The organism is Nostoc sp. FACHB-888, assembly GCF_014696655.1.
Lineage (GTDB): Bacteria > Cyanobacteriota > Cyanobacteriia > Cyanobacteriales > Nostocaceae > Nostoc.
This window is the reverse complement of the sequence record NZ_JACJQM010000025.1, coordinates 16,679-34,456: the sequence shown is the minus strand read 5'-3', so window position 1 is coordinate 34,456 and position 17,778 is coordinate 16,679. Positions and strand designations below refer to the sequence as shown.

The window sequence follows — 17,778 nt, the reverse complement described above, 5'->3', positions numbered from 1 at the left end:
ATTAGTCATTGGTAACTGACAAAGGACAAATCAAAAATAAAATTTGCGGAGAACACAGCATCATGACACTCGCCCAAAAACGCCCTGCAAGCCCTAAATTGAGTAATGGCTTTATATCCAACCTGAAAAAGCAGTTTCCTGATCTTATACCTCCAACGATCGCCATCACAATCTTCCTCGTTCTCTGGCAACTCTTCGCTTGGATTCCAGGAGCCACATTACCAGGGCCAATACAAGTTATCCAAGACACTTGGGTTCTGATTTTCTGGCCTTTTTATGACCGAGGTGGTATTGATAAAGGTCTATTTTGGCAGATTCTTGCTAGTCTACAACGGGTTGCTATTAGTTATACCCTAGCTGCGATCGTTGGTATTGCCTTGGGCATTTTGATTGGGGTTAATAGAACCATGTCCAAAGCTTTAGACCCCATCTTCCAACTACTGCGGACTGTACCGCCTCTAGCTTGGGTTCCAATTTCTTTAGCAGCTTTACGACAAAACGAACCCGCCGCATTATTCGTAATTTTCATCACCGCCATTTGGCCCATCTTAATTAACACTGCTGTTGGTGTTACCCAAATTCCTCAAGATTACAACAACGTCGCCAAAGTTCTGCAACTTAGCCGCAAAGAATATTTCACTAATATTTTGATTCCTGCGGCATTACCCTACATCTTTACCGGGTTGAGAATTGCGATCGGTTTAGCTTGGTTAGCGATTATCGCCGCCGAAATTGTCATGTCCGGTATTGTCGGCATCGGCTTTTTTATCTGGGACGCCTATCAAAATAACAACGTCAGCGAAGTAATTTTAGCTCTAGTTTATATCGGCGTTGTTGGGTTGCTCCTAGATAAAGCGATGGGTTGGCTGCAAAACAAGATTTTACCAGCAGAACAAAAATAGTCATTGGTCATTAGTCCTTAGTTTTTTACAAATGACTAATGACCACATACCAAGGACTAATGGCGAAAGAGAAATGACAAAGGACAAATGACAAAGGACAAATGACAAAGGACAAATAAATATGTTCGTAGCTGTTGATCAAATTGAAAAAGTTTTTGAATTAACTGGTGGTGGGAAATATATCGCCCTCAAAGGAATCGATCTCCAAATAAAAAAAGGAGAATTCGTTTCTTTGATTGGTCACTCTGGTTGCGGTAAATCCACTCTATTAAATATGATTGCGGGTTTGGATTTGCCTACTGAAGGTCTTGTCACCCTGGAAGGACAAAAAATCACCAAACCCGGCCCAGACAGGATGGTGGTGTTCCAAAATTATTCGTTATTACCTTGGCGGACGGTAAGAGAAAATATTGCCCTCGCCGTGGACTCGGTAATGAAAGGTTTACCCGCAGCCGAACGCAACGCAATTATCGAAAAACATATTAATATGGTGGGTTTGCGTCCCCATGCTGACAAACAGCCGGGAATGTTATCAGGTGGACAAAAACAGCGAGTTGCGATCGCCCGCGCCTTAGCGATTCGTCCCAAATTACTGCTGCTAGATGAACCCTTTGGCGCATTGGATGCACTCACACGCGGCAATTTGCAAGAACAACTGATGCAAATTTGCGAAGAAAATCAAGTTACCGCCGTGATGGTTACTCATGATGTAGATGAAGCCGTGCTGTTATCTGACAGAATCGTGATGTTAACCAACGGCCCCGAATCTAAAATCGGCGACATTTTAGAAGTGGATATTCCCAGACCTCGCAAGCGGATGGAAGTAGTAGAACATCCTAGCTACTACAGCTTGCGAAGTGAGATGATTTACTTCCTAAATCAGCAGAAGCGCATCAAGAAAATTCGGGCGCGGAAAACTGCCGACATTGCCCGTCATGGATTAGAAAAAGTTAACCTAGAAATTGGCTTTTTACCTCTGACAGCTTGCGCCCCCTTAGCAGTTGCTAAAGAAAAAGGCTTCTTTCTCAAACATGGTTTAGATGAAGTTAACCTCGTGCGAGAAAGTAGTTGGCGGGGTATAGAAGATGGCATAAGTGGTGGTTACTTGGATGCGGCGCAAATGCCTTCAGGGATGCCGATCTGGCTAACTTTAGGAGGACATAATAACCAACCTTTGCCCGTTGTCACCGCCCTCACCATGACTCGCAACGGTAATGCCATCACCTTGGCAAAACGCTTTTACGACGAGGGCGTGCAAAGCTTATCAGATTTCAAAAGGTACCTGCTTCGCACCCGTGAGCAACGGCACACAATGGGGGTAGTACATGCCGCATCGATGCACAACTTGCTGCTGCGTTACTGGCTAGCGGCTGGTGGAATTGACCCCGATAGCGATGTGGACATAAAAACCATTCCCCCAGCGCAAATGGTAGCCGACTTAAAAGCCAGAAGCATTGATGGTTACTCCGTGGGTGAACCTTGGAACTACCGCGCTGCTGTGGAAAATGTTGGCTTTACCATCGCTACCGACTTAGAAGTTTGGTTGGGACACCCAGGTAAAGTTCTTGGTGTGCGGGAAGATTGGGCAGAAAATTATCCAAATACGCATATTGCCTTGACTAAAGCTTTGTTAGAAGCCTGCGTGTATTGTGCAAATCCCGAAAATACCCAAGAAATTCGGCAAATTTTAGCAGGGCGAGATTACGTCAGCACTGATTTAGAATACATTCAACTCGAAGATCCAAATAGTCTCACCTGTGATTTAGACCATCCGTTGCGAGACTATGCCCATCACCAGTTTTATTCCGATTCCGCGATCAACCGCCCCAGTCGTACCGAACAAATTTGGATTATGAGTCAATTGGCACGTTGGGGTGATACTCCCTTCCCCAGAAATTGGGTAGAAGTTGTTGAACGGGTGTGTCGAGTTCGTGTTTTCAGCACCGCCGCACGAGAATTAGGTTTGGATATTAGCTATATTCGCCAACCGATCCAACTGTTTGATGGTACTCCCTTTAACGCCGATGATCCGATCGCTTATCTCAACAACTTGAAAATTAAACGTGATTTTTCAATTGCGGAAGTTGTTCTTGATGCACCGAGAAGGAGACTCGCGTCATAAAAAATTGGTGAGAGAAAGAGGGAGTGCAAGAAGTCGGACATCACGCGCGAGTCTTTGAACTCCGTTAATGAACCTCTGAACTCCATTAATGAACCTTTGAACTCCGTTAATGAACCTCTGAACTCCATTAATGAACCTTTGAACTCCGTTAATGAACCTTTGAACTCCGTTAATGAACCTCTGAACTCCATTAATGAACCTCTGAACTCCGTTAATGAACCTCTGAACTCCGTTAATGAACCTCTGAACTCCGTTAATGAACCTCTGAACTCCGTTAATGAACCTCCGAACTCCGTTAATGAACCTCCGAACTCCGTTAATGATTTGACTTTTCACGTCATGTGGAAAAACCAACAAAAGACCTAACCCCCTCCCCCCTTCTCTTGTAGCGAAGGGGGAAAATTCAAAGCCTCTCCCCTAGAAGGGGAGAGGCTTGGAGAGAGGTCAGAATATTCAGTTACACATCGCGTACATCAAGCTTTTTAATTTTTAAATCACCATGCAAAATCGTAACTTGACAGCTACAAACACACTAGGAAAACCATTCGCCACTGCAACCACCAACCGCAGACCTTTTCTAGAAATTAGAGACGTTACCAAAGTTTATCCCACAAAGAAAGGCCCCTTCACCGTACTCGACGGCGTTAACCTTAACGTAGAACAAGGCGAATTTATTTGCGTCATCGGTCACTCTGGCTGTGGCAAATCGACACTATTAAATATGGTATCCGGTTTTAACTTTCCCACCTCCGGCCAAGTGTTACTCGAAGGAGAACCAATCACCAAACCAGGCCCAGATAGGATGGTTGTCTTCCAAAACTATGCCCTCTTACCGTGGCGAACTGCTTTTGAAAACATCTACTTAGCTGTCAACGCCGTTTATCCTAACAAACCACAAGCCGAAAAAAGAGCGATCGTGCGTGATCATCTAGCAATGGTGGGACTGGCTGATGCGATGGAAAAGAAACCAATGCAAATGTCCGGTGGTATGAGACAACGGGTTTCTATCGCCCGTGCTTTGGCAATTCGTCCTAAAGTTTTAATTTTAGATGAACCTTTTGGCGCGCTGGATGCCATCACCAAGGAAGAATTACAGGAAGAATTGCTCAAAATTTGGGGTGATAACCGTTGTACAGTGCTGATGATTACCCACGACATCGACGAGGCACTATTTTTAGCAGATAAATTAGTAATGATGACTAATGGCCCCCATGCCAAAATTGGTGAAGTCATGGAAATTCCCTTTTCTCGTCCACGCGATCGCGCCCGCATCATGGAAGATCCACAATACTACCAACTACGTAACTATGCTTTAGACTTCCTCTTTAACCGCTTTGCCCATGATGACGTAGGTTAAGGTAACAACAGTTGGAACTTTGGGGTTTAGCTTGGGATGATTGGCAAATCCCCAAAAGTTTGCGAGTCAAAGTTTATCCTGATTTAGTGGGATTGCGATCGCTCACAATTCATTTGACATTGCAATCATCTGGATAAATTCGCTAATCTCCCAAATTGCCGATCGGGTGGTTAACCTATATCTGCAATTCAAAGCGCGGAATTAACTTTAGCTAACTGCATTGATCAATCGAGTGCGAGATGCTATTTTCAGCACCTCGCAACACTTGCTTAAAGAATTAAACAACCACAAAATTGTTATTGGTTAGTGTTAGATTAACAGATAATTGTGCAAATTTTACTTGAGTAAACTTAGCCGCACTACCATCTTGGTCAAAGAACAGTCCACCTGTAGAATTGTCATAAATAAATCGTTGAGTACTAGTGGTTGCAGATATTCCGAGGGTAAACTGACTTGTCCCAAGTGAAGGTGTTGCTAACCCGCCACCAAAACCAGCAGCCGATACCTGAATCAATTCATTAATGGTGTTAAAGTCATAAATAGTATCAATGCCTCCATTTAAATTACTGAAAGCAAAGGTATCAGTACCATCGTTTCCATAAAGGGTGTCATTACCAAAACCACCTGTGATGATATCATTACCCAAACCACCATATAGAGTGTTATTACCTAATGCGCTAAAAGCAGAGAGAGTATCGTTGCCATCGCCACCATCCAACAGATTCTTGCCTGTTGAATAATCAACAATCAAGTTATCGGCACCAGCGCCACCGTTAAGGGTATTATTTCCTGATGTTTTGCGATAGACTCCTTTGCCGTACTCACCATCTTGGTCGAACTCGTAGCCAGAGGCGGAGAGAGTATCGTTGCCATCGTCTCCATTGAGCAGATTAGCGCCTGATGAATAGTCAACATTCAAGTTATCACTACCAGCACCACCGTTCAGGATATTATTACCAGTGGTGTTATAAAACTTTCCTCCGTAGCCGTAACCGTAGCCAGAGGCAGACAGATAATCGTTGCCATCGCCTCCATTGAGCAAATTAGCGCCTCGTGAATGGTTAACACTCAAGTAATCGTCACCAGCGTCACCGTTGAGGGTGTCATTGCCAGAGGTGTTATCAAACCTGTAGCCCTCGAAGTCAGAGGCACTAAGAGAATCATTGCCATAGCCACCAGAGAGCAGATTATTGCCTTTTGAAATGTTAGCACTCAAGGAATCGTCACCAATACCACCGTTGAGGGTGTTATTACCATCGGCAAGATTGACAGAGAGATAATCATTGTCATCGCCACCATCCAGGAAATTAGCGCCTATTGAATAGAAAGCACTCAAGGTATCATTACCAGCACCACCTTTGAGGGTGTTATTACCAGACACATCAGTATCGTAGTAGCTACTAGAAGCAGAGAGATAATCGTTACCATTGCCACCATCCAGTAGGTTATTGCCTGCTGAACTGTCAGCACTCAAGCTATCGTTACCAGCGCCACCGTTGAGGATGTTATTACCAGACTTGATATCGTAGTCACCTAAAGCTGAGAGAGTATCATTACCATTGCCACCATCCAAGAGGTTATTGCCTGTTGAAGAGTCAACATCTAAGTAATCCCTATCAGTACCGCCAACCAGGGTGTTATTCCCCGCACTACCAACGAGAGTATCATTGCCCGTACCACCGCGCAGCAAATCGTTGCCACTTAAGCCGTCAATTTTGTCATTACCGCCTTGACCATTAATGACATCATCTGAATTATATAAACCCGTAATGTCGTTATCGAGGTCATTGATAAAGGTTACGGTGTTCTTGATGGCTAGGCTTGCTTCAGTGATATTGGCATCTAAAACATTAAAGCTGGGGGTGATGCTAGTTTGCCCATTAAACAGGATATTACCAAGAACTGGTGTTGTTCCAGAAGCTTTCAGGTTATCCAAGTTTTCTAAGTTGAACTTTTGGAGGATTAATTTTGTATCAGTCACCCCTTCAAAGGTGATTTCAAGATTTTTGCCATTTTGGTTCAGCAACAGATTTTTAGCAGTCAAGTCAGCACCTTGGAATTTTATGGTATCCACTTCGGCAATCACTGCTGCTGTTGGGTTTGTGCTTTTACCTACCCCACTGAAATCGGTGATGGTATCAGTGCCGTCGCCCAAGTTATAAACAAATGTATCTTTACCACCGCCACCGGTCAGGGTATCATTACCCTTCTGAGCTGTGATGGTATCATTACCTGCTTGACCGTTAATCGTGTCCTTGTCGTTACTGCCCGATAGGGTGTCATTACTGATAGTTCCAATGATACTTGTCATAATTTTTACCTTAGCTTAATCAATTGTTGGAGTAACTTTACTTCTATACCCTGAGTTAGTGCTGTTTTAGCGCACAAATAACTTACCGAGAGTTGAGACTTTCGGCGAGTTTTTTTATGTCACTTTTGAGGAACAGTAATTTTTATCAGAAATTCACGCTGTTGACCAGCTTGTAACACGCACTATACAAATTCATGAGTGTATGAATGAACTGAAATAGACCGTCGTTTTAAGCTTTTTATAACCATTTTTGATTGAATAGCGTAGGCATAGCCCGCCACAGGCATCGATCAAAAAGGTTGGTCAAATTAAACTTAAATTCCTGAAAATCACATTCCATACTTTAATTTTTCAATACGTAATTTCTACTATCTTGAAAATAGGAAAAAATTAACTATTGATAGGAAAAGGGATTTTCGCCCGTGGATGTCTAACTTAAAAATAAGAAACATCTAAATAACACTGTGATAACCATATATGAAGATTTACCGAGATGTCTATAGTTAAAACACATCTTTGCATACTCTTCACATTAGCAAATCTTAATGTATAGATAAATACTTATATTTGCGTATGGTGAACATTATATAGTCAAGAATTTATTTGCAGAGAGCAACAGGCAAAAAGTTGTCTGAGCCAAGGCATTCCAAGGAATAAAACTTGTGAAATGCTTGAAAGAACAATAAAAAATATAGAATTAACAGTGGCGATGCCTACTGTGGTCACTTACTTGTACTGAGCGTAGCCGTAAAGCCTGTGGCATAGCTACGCTTCGGGTACAGCCTACGTCTACGTAGTTAGCAAGATAAAGAAAGTGTGTAGTGATGCTTTAGTTGTAAGTAATAATTACTATGTATTGACAGGATATAAAAATACAAACATGAATAAACCGACTTAGCCAGAAAAACTTACAACTCAACCGTACACATACTGAAAGTAATGTAGATACTTGTAAACACGTAAAGCGTAGCTTGCCGTAGCTAGAAGGTAAGCCAACATCTATATTTTCTATTAACTCTTATTGCATTAATAAATTGAACGCAAGATGCTATCTCAAGCATCTTGCATTCTCAATATTTCTCACTTAGAAAGGGAGCGTTAATCACGATTAAACAACCACAAAATTGTTTTCGGTTAGTGACAATCCAGGAGATAGTTGTGCAAATTGTACCTGAGTAAATGCATCGATACTACCATCTTGGTCAAAGTACAATGCACCTGTAATAGCGTTGTAGATAAATTGCTCTTCGCTAGTAGTTGCAGATGTTCCGATAGTAAACTGACTAGCTTTAAGTGAACCTATTGACAACCCGCTATCAAAGTTACCAGCCGATACCTGAATCAGTTCATTAGTTGCACTGAAGTCATCCAATCTATCAATGCCTTCATTGAAACTATAGAAAGCAAAGGTATCAGTACCAGCTCCTCCATAGAGGCTATCATTACCATTAATACCTGTGAGGATATCATTGCCATTGCTCCCCACAATCAAGTCATCGTAATATGTACCTGAGATGTCTAATTTTTCGATATTCTTGTAACTAACCCGATTCGTGCCAGCTGTAATTGAGCCAATGTTAGTAGTGGCATCGAAAGTTGAGGTGATTCCCTCGGTAAAATTATTATCGGTAAAAATGGGGTTATAGGACAACGAATCGTCACCTGTGCCCCCATCGATGGTATTGTTGCCACTAGCGCTCACATATATCGTGTCTTTGCCATCACCCCCATCTAAAAGATTACCGCCTGTTGAAAAATACGTATTCAAATTATCGTCACCAGCGCCACCATTAAGGGTATTATTACCAGAAGCGGGATTGTATGAGCCGCCACTTGGGTAGCCACCGGCTGAAAGATAATCATTGCCATCGCCACCATTTAGTAGGTTATTGCCTGTTGAACTGTCAGCACTCAAGCTATCGTTACCAAGACCACCAATGAGTGTGTTGCTACCACCTCTAATGCCAAAATAGCCATAAACTGAAAGATAATCATTGCCATCGCCACCATCGAGTAGGTTATCACCTGTTGTGTTGTAAAGAGTCAAGCGATCGCTACCAGCGCCTCCATTGAGGGTATTATTGCCTGAGGTTCCACCATCAGCTTCATCAGAGAAGGTTCTGAGAGAATCATTGCCATCGCCACCATTGAGTAGGTTATCGCCTTTTGACAAGAAAATACTCAATATATCGTTACCAACACCACCGTTGAGGGTGTTATTGCCTAAAGAGAGATAGACGCCGTCTATGTAGTAGTTCTCGCCAGAGGCCGAAAGATAGTCATTACCATCACCACCATTAAGTAGGTTATCGTCTTTTGAAGCGTTAACATTCAAGGTATCGTTACCAACGCCACCATTGAGAGTATTATTCCCTGTTGAAAAGCCAGCATCCAAGGTATCGTTACCAGCGCCACCAACAAGAGTATTATTCCCTGTTGAAAAGCCAGCATCCAAGGTATCGTTACCAGCGCCACCAACAAGAGTATTATTCCCTGTTGAAAAGCCAGCATACAAGTTATCGTTACCAGCGCCACCAACAAGAGTATTATTCCCCGCGCCACCACGCAGCAGGTCGTTGCCACTTTTGCCGTCGATTTTGTCATTACCACCCTGACCATTGATGACATCATCTGAGTTGTCAAAGCCATTGATATAATTATCTAGGTCGTTAAAGAAGGTAACTGTGTTCTTGCGGAACGGGTTGTGTTGGGCGGAGTTGGCATTGACTACATCAAAGCTATCACTGATACTGGTTTCCCCATAGAACTGGATATTGCCTAAGTTGACAGTTGCTCCAGTAGATTTGCTGAGGTTATCCAGGTTTTCCAGGGCAAAGTTTTGCAAAATGACTTTGGCATTTGGAATTTCACTTTGAAAGGTGATTTCTAGATTGCTGCCATTCTGGGTGAGGAGCAGATTTCGGGCAGTTAAGCCAGGACTAAGGAATTTGATAGTGTCCACTTCGGCAATAACTGCTGCTGTTGGATTTGTGTTTTTACCCACACCACTGAAATCAGTGATAGTATCAGTGCTAGCATCGGAGTTAAAGTTGTCGTAAACAAATTGATCCTTACCACCGCCACCAGTCAGGGTGTCGTTGCCTTGGCTAGATGTAATGGTATCGTTGCCTGCAAGACCCTTAATGGTGTCTGCTAACTCGCTGCCCACGAGAGTATCATTACCGTTGGTTCCAATGATATTTGCCATAATTATTACCTACCTAAATCAATTTTTTCAGTAACTTCAGTTATCAACCTTGAGTTTATTGCTGTTTTCGGGCGCAAAAATCCGCCTCAATTTGACGTTTTCGGCCTACTTTAAACATCATCCTTGAGCAATAGTAATATTTCTTGAATATTCAGCCTTTTACTAACTTGTACGTAGTGAGCTATTCTCCGTGGGTGTCTAGCTTGAAAATAGAGAACATCTGAATAGACTCATAATAATCACATAGTTAATATTTTACTGAGATGTCTATACTTAAATAATCGTCTTCGCATACTCTTCACATTATTGGTTAACAAATGTATATATAGATACTATGATTTTTACATTTTTCATATTGTTTTATTTTATCGGTGCGATGCCTGCGGTGGGCTAAAATTCTAAAGGTTAGCAAAACTACAAACGCAGAGATGATCCGACTTAGCCAAGAACACCTGCAAACTATCCGCATCCATGCCGAAAGCACCTATCCAGATGAGTGCTGTGGTATAATTATGGGCTATCTGGCTAGTGAGGGCAAAATTGTGGTAGAAGTTATACCAACAGAAAATGCCTGGAATACAGAAGCGGCGGCTGAATTTTCAGGGGAACGCACAGCAGAAAGTAAAAGACGGCAATATGCGATCGCACCCCAAATTATGTTAAAAACACAAAGGGAAGCACGCGACAGATCACTGAACATTATCGGCATTTTTCACTCCCACCCAGATCATCCTGCTATCCCTTCAGAATGCGATCGCCTATACGCTTGGCAAGGATACTCGTATATAATAGTTTCCGTCCAAAATGGCAAAGCTGGAGAACTCCAAAGCTGGAGCCTTGATGATCATCATCATTTCCAAGCAGAGGCAATTGAAAATATAATTTAACGGCTTAGTTTAAAGACGCATATCTTTTTTCGATAGGATTAATATTCCGTCCCAGATCATAACTGCTATGCTAAATCCCAATCTGGATGAAATCCAGTTGACCAAAGACGACTATGAACGCTACTCCCGACACCTAATTTTGCCGGAAGTAGGGTTAGAAGGACAGAAACGCCTGAAAGCTGCCAGTGTACTGTGTATCGGTACAGGTGGACTAGGTTCACCACTACTTTTATATCTGGCGGCGGCAGGTATTGGACGTATCGGGATTGTCGACTTTGATATTGTCGATACTTCCAATCTGCAACGACAAGTAATCCACGGTACATCCTGGGTGAATAAACCCAAGATTGAATCGGCAAAAAACCGCATTCACGAAATTAACCCCTATTGTCAAGTTGATTTATACGAAACCCGCCTGACTTCCGAAAATGCTCTGGAAATCGTTCAACCTTACGATATCGTGGTGGATGGTACTGATAACTTCCCCACCAGATATCTAGTTAACGACGCTTGCGTATTGCTAAATAAGCCCAACGTCTACGGTTCAATTTTACGCTTTGAAGGGCAAGCTACTGTATTTAACTACGAAGGTGGCCCGAATTATCGTGACCTTTTCCCAGAACCGCCACCACCAGGAATGGTTCCCTCTTGTGCAGAAGGCGGCGTATTGGGAATTTTGCCAGGAATTATTGGTTTAATTCAGGCAACTGAAACTGTCAAAATCATTCTGGGACAAGGGAAAACGTTGAGTGGGCGGTTGCTGCTATACAACGCCTTAGATATGAAATTCCGGGAGTTGAAGTTGCGTCCTAACCCAATTCGCCCAGTGATTGAAAAACTGATAGACTACGAACAATTCTGCGGAATTCCACAAGCTAAGGCAGAGGAGGCAAAACAGCAGATGGAAATGCAAGAAATGACCGTTAAGGATTTGAAGGAGTTACTTGATAGTGGTGCGAAGGATTTTGTACTGCTAGATGTCCGTAACCCCAATGAGTACGACATTGCCAAAATTCCTGGTTCAGTGTTAGTGCCTTTACCAGACATTGAAAATGGAAATGGCGTTGCTAAGGTAAAGGAAATATTAAACGGTCACCGCTTAATTGCTCATTGTAAGATGGGCGGGCGATCGGCAAAAGCTCTTGGCATCCTCAAGGAAGCCGGGATTGTTGGGACGAATGTCAAAGGCGGAATTACCGCTTGGAGTCGAGAAATCGATCCTTCTGTTCCAGAGTATTAACAAGAAAGGCAGTAGGCAGGAGACAGGAGGCAGGAGGAATACTGTCGGCGATTTGTTTCCTGCCAATAGGGAAGCGATAATTAATTGGGGGCAAACTGAGGCAGGAGGAATACTGTCGGCGATTTGTTTCCTGCCGCAACCAGAGCGAATTTGCGGTTTAAGTACCCCACTAAAATCAAAGTTAAACGCAAGGAACGCAAAGTTATGCTTTGCGTTCCTTGCGTTTAAAATTCTAATGTTCTAAGATGCGACAGAATCAGCTGTTGTCTTAGCTACGGGTTTAATCTGACCCAGTAAACTGTGCAGTTTTTCCCCTTCAATGACTTCTGTTTCTAACAGTTGAGTAGCGATCGCTTCTAGCAAGTCTCGATTCTGTCTAAGAATCTCTAGGGCTTGTTCGTGGGCTGTTTCCACGATTTCCTTGACTTCGCTATCAATAGCTTTCGATGTGTCTTCACTCACCGCCCGCCGAGGATTACCCCCACCATTACCCAAGAACATTGATTGTTGTCCTTGTTGGTAAGCCAGTGGCCCTAAGACTTTGCTCATACCATAAGTTGTTACCATGCGTTCTGCCAAGTCAGTTGCTCGTTGCAAATCGTTGGAAGCACCTGTTGTAATACTGTTAAACACAATCTCTTCGGCAGAACGTCCACCTAACAAAGTAGCAATCTGACCCCGCAGTTCATCTTCATTCATCAAAAAGCGGTCTTCAGTTGGTAATTGCAGAGTGTAGCCCAAAGCTGCCATCCCACGGGGAATAATCGAAATCTTTTCTACGCGACCGTTTCCTGTGGTTAGCGCCCCGACCATTGCGTGACCAACTTCATGGTAAGCAACAATCTTTTTCTCAGTCTCGTTCATGACGCGACTCTTCTTCTCTAAACCGGCGACTACCCGCTCAATTGCTTCGGCAAAGTCTTCTTGAGCAACACTTTCACGCATATTACGAGCTGCTAATAATGCCGCTTCATTCACCAAGTTTGCCAAATCTGCGCCAGCAAAACCAGGGGTACGAGTAGCGATCGCTTTTAAATCTACATCATTTCCTAATTTTACCTTTTGAGCGTGAATCTTGAGAATTGCTTCCCGACCAGATAAATCGGGACGGTCTACCAACACCTGGCGGTCAAAGCGGCCTGGACGCAGCAATGCAGAGTCAAGGCTTTCGGGGCGGTTGGTAGCTGCTAGTACAATCACCGTTGCATCCCCAGCTGCAAACCCGTCCATCTCCGTTAGTAACTGGTTGAGGGTCTGTTCTCGCTCATCGTTACCACCGTAGAAGCCATTACTGCTACGAGACTTACCAATTGCATCCAATTCATCAATGAATACAATACAAGGAGCCTGTTTCTTTGCTTGCTCAAACAAATCCCGCACTCTAGAAGAACCTACACCGACAAACAATTCTACAAACTCGGAACCAGAGATACTGAAGAATGGAACTCCTGCTTCTCCTGCTACGGCTTTCGCTAAAAGTGTCTTACCAGTACCCGGAGGCCCAACTAACAACACACCTTTGGGAATCCTAGCCCCAATTTGCGTAAACCGTGCCGGAGTCTTGAGGAAATCTACAATTTCCACTAACTCAGTTTTTGCTTCTTCTACCCCAGCCACGTCTGCAAAGGTGATTTTAGCTGATTCGCCTTCAACGTAAACCTTAGCTTTGCTCTTACCAATAGAAAGCGCACCTTGGGGGCCACCGCCACCGCCACGGGCGAGAAAGAACTGCCAAATACCAATAAAAATCAGTGGTGGAATCACCCAACTTAAGAGGGTTGTAAACCAAGTATTCTTGGGTGGAGGTGTAGCAGCGAACTCAACTCCCTTTTCTTCTAGCAGTTTGGGTAACTCTAAATCAAAGATTGGTGTAGTTGCAAACACCGCGCCCGGCTCGGTATTTTCTGTTTTTAATTCGTAAAGAATCTGGTTTTGACCAACAGAAACGCGGTTGACTTCCCCTTCTTGTACTTGATGAATAAATAAGCTATAAGGAACCCCAGTCGGGCCAGAAGCAAATAAACCAGGCAAAAATAAATTTAAGAGCAAAAATAGCCCTGATACTGCCAGTAATATATTTGCAATGATCCGAAACCGAGGTGACTTAGGCTGTTCTTTAATTGCCATGAATGTAACCAATCCTTAAAATGAAAACTGTTGAGAATGTGACTTTCACAGAAAGTGCGTTATTTACTATCCGAATAGTTGAAGCAGCTTATACTGTTTCTAACCAATCAAAAATTTGGGCTAACTGATCCACTGTTACCAGCCCATACTGCCAGAGGGTCATGGCTAGATAGTTTGGTGTCTGCTCACAATGTCGCAAAGCAAGAGAAATTGCTCCACCAGAAATACCCAATTCTTGTTCTAAAAAATCCACCAATTGCTCTGTAACTTTCATAACCTTGTTAAACAATCTTAATTAAGTTTTATTTCTGACTTAGCTGAAGAAACTTGATTAAATACCAGTCAAAATTTCCAAAGCTATAAGAGATATAAATCCAATCACTGCCAAGTGACCATTAAGTTTTTCGGAATACTTAGTTAAACCAAGCTAAGATTCTTGCGTGATGTACATCCGAGATAGTAGCGTACTCACCCAAACTAGGCGATGAGCTACGCACAAAGTCGTTCAATTTGTCTTTATCCTCAAGGATATTACCGCTTCTCATAATTTTTCCGATTTAGCAATGTTTGCAGGATTTTTTTATTTATGTAACTAAACTTAACAATTAAATTAATCTTTGGGAACTAACGAGCAAATACGGTTTACCGTACTCAAACAGTTAACACGACTCGAAATGAGAAAATTTGAATGAACAGAACGATGTCAAAGAAAACGGAGTGATCCTTTGCCAGTTCTGTTCTTGGTGTAGATGCGATGTCTACGACGGGCTACGCCTACGCTGACTTCAAATATTCCCAAGGCGATAAGATTGTCTTGGATAAGGCTACCTTTAGTAATTCAGGGGCGGCTAGCACGGCGAAAATTAGCTACGATGCTGTAAGTGGGTAGTTTTCCACAACCAAACCAAAATGGCTGTGCGGTTGGTTTTGGCAGCGGTGGTTTATTTCGAGTCTGACTGGTGCGGTAACGATTTTGTGGTGCAAAGGATCACACATCTGTTACCAAGAAAGGCAGAGGGCAGAGGGCAGGAGGCAGAAGGGAATACTGCTTCCAGCAAGAACTGCCTGTGACCAAAGCGAACTTGCGGCCTAAAACCCCGCTGTCTACACGGCGCTTACAATTGGGCGGAGTCTGAATCCCCGCCAATTGTTCCTTCTGCCTTGTCTACGACACGCTGCGCGATCTGCCGTCTGCCTCCTGCCTTCTTCAAACCAAAACAGTTATTACATAAGCGATGTTTACGACGGGCTACGCCTACGCAAAATCCAATTTTAAATCTTTTTGTAAAGTCTTCTATAGCAGCAAGCAAAACAAAGATGCTACCAGATTAATCCGTAAACGATTTTTAATGCTAGTTGATACTCACTTTGGATTTGCTTAGGCGTAGCTCCTGGTAAACATAGCATCAACTATATACTCAATTTATCTTGCAGTTCTCCAAAATCAAAAATGTTGGTGGTGATGATTCATCTTTTTAATATCCAGCGCCTATCAAAGTAATTCTATTCTCTAGCAATGACAATATCGTTAGACTTAATGACTGCATAAGCTTCTTTTCCTTCAGATAGTTCTAACTCTTCTGCGGAAGCCCTAGTAATAATCGAGGTTAATTCTACTTTATGAATAATCTCCAGAGTCACTTCGCTATTAACTGCTCCATAAACAACTCGTTTAACCACACCTTTAAGAATATTGCGAGAACTAACTTTTAATGATTTCTTTTGAATACTAGCTTCTATCTCAGGCTTTTGAGTGTAAATATCTTCCTGTTTATCCTCGTGAATTGGCGGTGATATTGGTGCCCAGGCGTGCTGATTGAGACTACGCACGAGTTCCCGCAGAATCTCAGTCTTGGTGCGTTGAGACTGTTCGCAGAACTCTTCCAGAATCTTCCGCTCGTCCTCTGAGGTTTGAAATGTGACCCACCCTTGTTCTTTTCTTGGCATAAATCAATTTTGGTTAGTCTGGTTATTCTTGGTATGATTCTACCAAGTATCAATTCGATGTGTTTTTTTAATAAAAATATTTTTTATTGAAGGATTTTCTAGATAATTCATCAACTAATCCCATACATTTAACTACATAAATATTTATTTTTCGTCAGTACAAAACAATTTGTTACTTAATATTAACTGAGCAGCACTAATTTTATACCAATTTAGTTGGTATAAAATTAGTGCTGGCTTAATTTGGTATCAGAGCGGTAACAAAAAAAATGTCAACAAAATTATGATTATCTGCAAGCCTTTCGGTCGTGATATTCTCACTGATGAACGTTACATCTTGTAATCTAAACAGGGAGATCAAAGATGTCTGCCACAAATTCTCCACCCCAACTTAAACGAGAGTTAGGGGTTGTGGGTGCAACCTTGATGGGACTGGGTTCGATTGTCGGGACGGGTGTATTTGTCACTATCGGGATTGCAGCAGGGATTGCTGGCCCAGCAGTAATTTTGGCAGTAGCGATTGGGGCAATTGTTGCCACCTGTAATGGACTCAACAGCGCCCAGTTAGCAGCTAATCATGCTGTCAGTGGTGGCACTTATGAATATGGTTACAGATATCTTACCCCCGCATTGGGCTTCACCGCAGGTTGGATGTTTTTGGTAGCAAAGACTGCCTCAGCCGCAACCGCCGCTTTAGGTTTTGCTGGTTACTTGCTGAACATTGGGGGTTTTAGTTCCAGTTGGGTAGTTCCTACAGCCCTCTTAGCTGTAGGGATAATGACTTTGGTTGTTTTAAGTGGTATCCGGCGCTCTAATGTTACCAATACGGTGATTGTGTCGGTAACACTGTTATCTTTAGGCTTTTTTATCCTTGCTTGTCTACCCCGTGCTACCGAGGTAGGAATTGAGAATTTGACACCTTTTTTCAGAACCTCCCCAGGAGGAGTACTCCATGCTAGCGCCTTGATGTTTGTCGCGTACACAGGTTATGGGCGCATTGCCACAATGGGAGAGGAAGCACGCTCCCCAAGGGAAACGATTCCTAAGGCGATGATTGTCTGTCTGCTGCTGACAATGTTGCTTTACATGGCAGTGGCGATAGTTGGGATTGGGGCTGTGGGGGCAGATGTCTTGGGCAGTAGCACAGGGCAGACGGCAGCGCCTCTACAAGTGGCAGTCCGCAACGTTGCCGGTTCCGGTGGTGCTTTAATCTTAGGAATTGGGGCGGTGACAGCCATGCTAGGCGTGCTATTGAACCTGATTTTGGGCTTATCCCGTGTGTTACTGGCAATGGGGAGGCGTTCAGATGCGCCAAAATTCTTAGCGCGCCTTAACCAACAACAGACAACCCCATACTGGGCTGTAATATTTGTAGGGATAGCGATCGCTCTGCTGGTACTGTTGGGTAATGTCAAAACTACCTGGTCGTTTAGTGCCTTTAGTGTTTTAATTTATTACGCAATTACCAGTTTCGCTGCCTTGCGTCTGGCCCCATCAGAACGACTTTATCCTATATGGGTAGGTTGGCTAGGTCTTGTCTCTTGCCTTTTTCTCGCTTTTTGGGTAGAGTCTTCGATTTGGCAAGTGGGTTTAGGCTTGATTGTCGCAGGGCTAATCTGGCACAAAATTCGGCGAGCGATCGCCTACGGCGGGGCATAGCCCATCGCGCAAGTACGA

Annotated in this window: 12 protein-coding genes and 1 pseudogene; 8 read left to right on the top strand and 5 right to left on the bottom strand. The window is 43.2% G+C overall.

Translation table 11 applies throughout. The features are described 5' to 3' along the window. The first annotated feature begins 62 nt into the window (after window positions 1–62). The 4 genes and pseudogenes from ntrB to H6G26_RS17280 form a co-directional block, all read left to right on the top strand. Window positions 63–902, top strand: coding sequence for a nitrate ABC transporter permease (gene ntrB / locus H6G26_RS17295; protein WP_190730418.1), 840 nt, complete (start codon window positions 63–65; stop codon window positions 900–902). Window positions 903–1,017: 115 nt separating this feature from the next. Continuing rightward, on the top strand, window positions 1,018–3,024 hold the full coding sequence (locus H6G26_RS17290; protein ID WP_190730467.1) for a nitrate ABC transporter ATP-binding protein: 2,007 nt from the start codon (window positions 1,018–1,020) through the stop codon (window positions 3,022–3,024). 499 nt (window positions 3,025–3,523) lie between these two features. Beyond that, a complete protein-coding gene (locus H6G26_RS17285) occupies window positions 3,524–4,381 on the top strand; it encodes a nitrate ABC transporter ATP-binding protein (protein WP_190730417.1) in 858 nt (285 codons plus the stop codon). Continuing rightward, window positions 4,378–4,515, top strand: a pseudogene (locus H6G26_RS17280) (DUF58 domain-containing protein); the annotation flags it as partial. The gene H6G26_RS17285 and the pseudogene H6G26_RS17280, both read left to right, overlap by 4 nt. A 143-nt stretch (window positions 4,516–4,658) precedes the next feature. On the opposite strand, the gene H6G26_RS17275 reads toward H6G26_RS17280, so the two are convergent. Both H6G26_RS17275 and H6G26_RS17270 read right to left on the bottom strand, forming a co-directional pair. Next, a complete protein-coding gene (locus tag H6G26_RS17275; protein WP_190730416.1) occupies window positions 4,659–6,692 on the bottom strand; it encodes a calcium-binding protein in 2,034 nt (677 codons plus the stop codon). Window positions 6,693–7,800: 1,108 nt separating this feature from the next. Continuing rightward, on the bottom strand, window positions 7,801–9,900 hold the full coding sequence (locus tag H6G26_RS17270) for a calcium-binding protein (protein WP_190730415.1): 2,100 nt from the start codon (window positions 9,898–9,900) through the stop codon (window positions 7,801–7,803). A gap of 428 nt (window positions 9,901–10,328) precedes the next feature. Between H6G26_RS17270 and H6G26_RS17265 the strand changes: the two genes are divergently transcribed. Both H6G26_RS17265 and moeB read left to right on the top strand, forming a co-directional pair. Further along, window positions 10,329–10,787, top strand: a complete 459-nt coding sequence (locus H6G26_RS17265) for a M67 family metallopeptidase (RefSeq protein WP_190730414.1) — start codon at window positions 10,329–10,331, stop codon at window positions 10,785–10,787. 67 nt (window positions 10,788–10,854) lie between these two features. After that, complete coding sequence (gene moeB / locus H6G26_RS17260) at window positions 10,855–12,027, top strand: molybdopterin-synthase adenylyltransferase MoeB (RefSeq protein WP_190730413.1); 1,173 nt, start codon at window positions 10,855–10,857, stop codon at window positions 12,025–12,027. Between the two features lie 240 nt (window positions 12,028–12,267). On the opposite strand, the gene ftsH4 is transcribed toward moeB, so the two are convergent. Together ftsH4 and H6G26_RS17250 are read right to left on the bottom strand one after the other, a co-directional pair. Beyond that, window positions 12,268–14,154: an ATP-dependent zinc metalloprotease FtsH4 gene (ftsH4, locus tag H6G26_RS17255; protein WP_190730412.1), complete on the bottom strand. Its 1,887-nt coding sequence runs from the start codon at window positions 14,152–14,154 to the stop codon at window positions 12,268–12,270. An 88-nt stretch (window positions 14,155–14,242) separates the two neighbouring features. Then, window positions 14,243–14,428, bottom strand: a complete 186-nt coding sequence (locus H6G26_RS17250) for a DUF2949 domain-containing protein (protein ID WP_190730411.1) — start codon at window positions 14,426–14,428, stop codon at window positions 14,243–14,245. A gap of 480 nt (window positions 14,429–14,908) precedes the next feature. On the opposite strand from H6G26_RS17250, the gene H6G26_RS43825 reads away from it, so the two are divergent. Beyond that, on the top strand, window positions 14,909–15,043 hold the full coding sequence (locus tag H6G26_RS43825) for a hypothetical protein (protein WP_277883893.1): 135 nt from the start codon (window positions 14,909–14,911) through the stop codon (window positions 15,041–15,043). A 614-nt stretch (window positions 15,044–15,657) separates the two neighbouring features. Here the strand turns inward: H6G26_RS43825 and H6G26_RS17245 are convergent. Beyond that, window positions 15,658–16,101, bottom strand: a complete 444-nt coding sequence (locus tag H6G26_RS17245) for a molybdopterin-binding protein (protein ID WP_190730410.1) — start codon at window positions 16,099–16,101, stop codon at window positions 15,658–15,660. A 363-nt stretch (window positions 16,102–16,464) separates the two neighbouring features. Here H6G26_RS17245 and H6G26_RS17240 point away from each other — a divergent pair, with 363 nt between their 5' ends. Further along, the gene (locus H6G26_RS17240; protein WP_190730409.1) at window positions 16,465–17,760 is read left to right on the top strand and encodes an APC family permease; all 1,296 of its coding nucleotides are present in this window, start codon (window positions 16,465–16,467) and stop codon (window positions 17,758–17,760) included. Window positions 17,761–17,778: the final 18 nt, after the last annotated feature.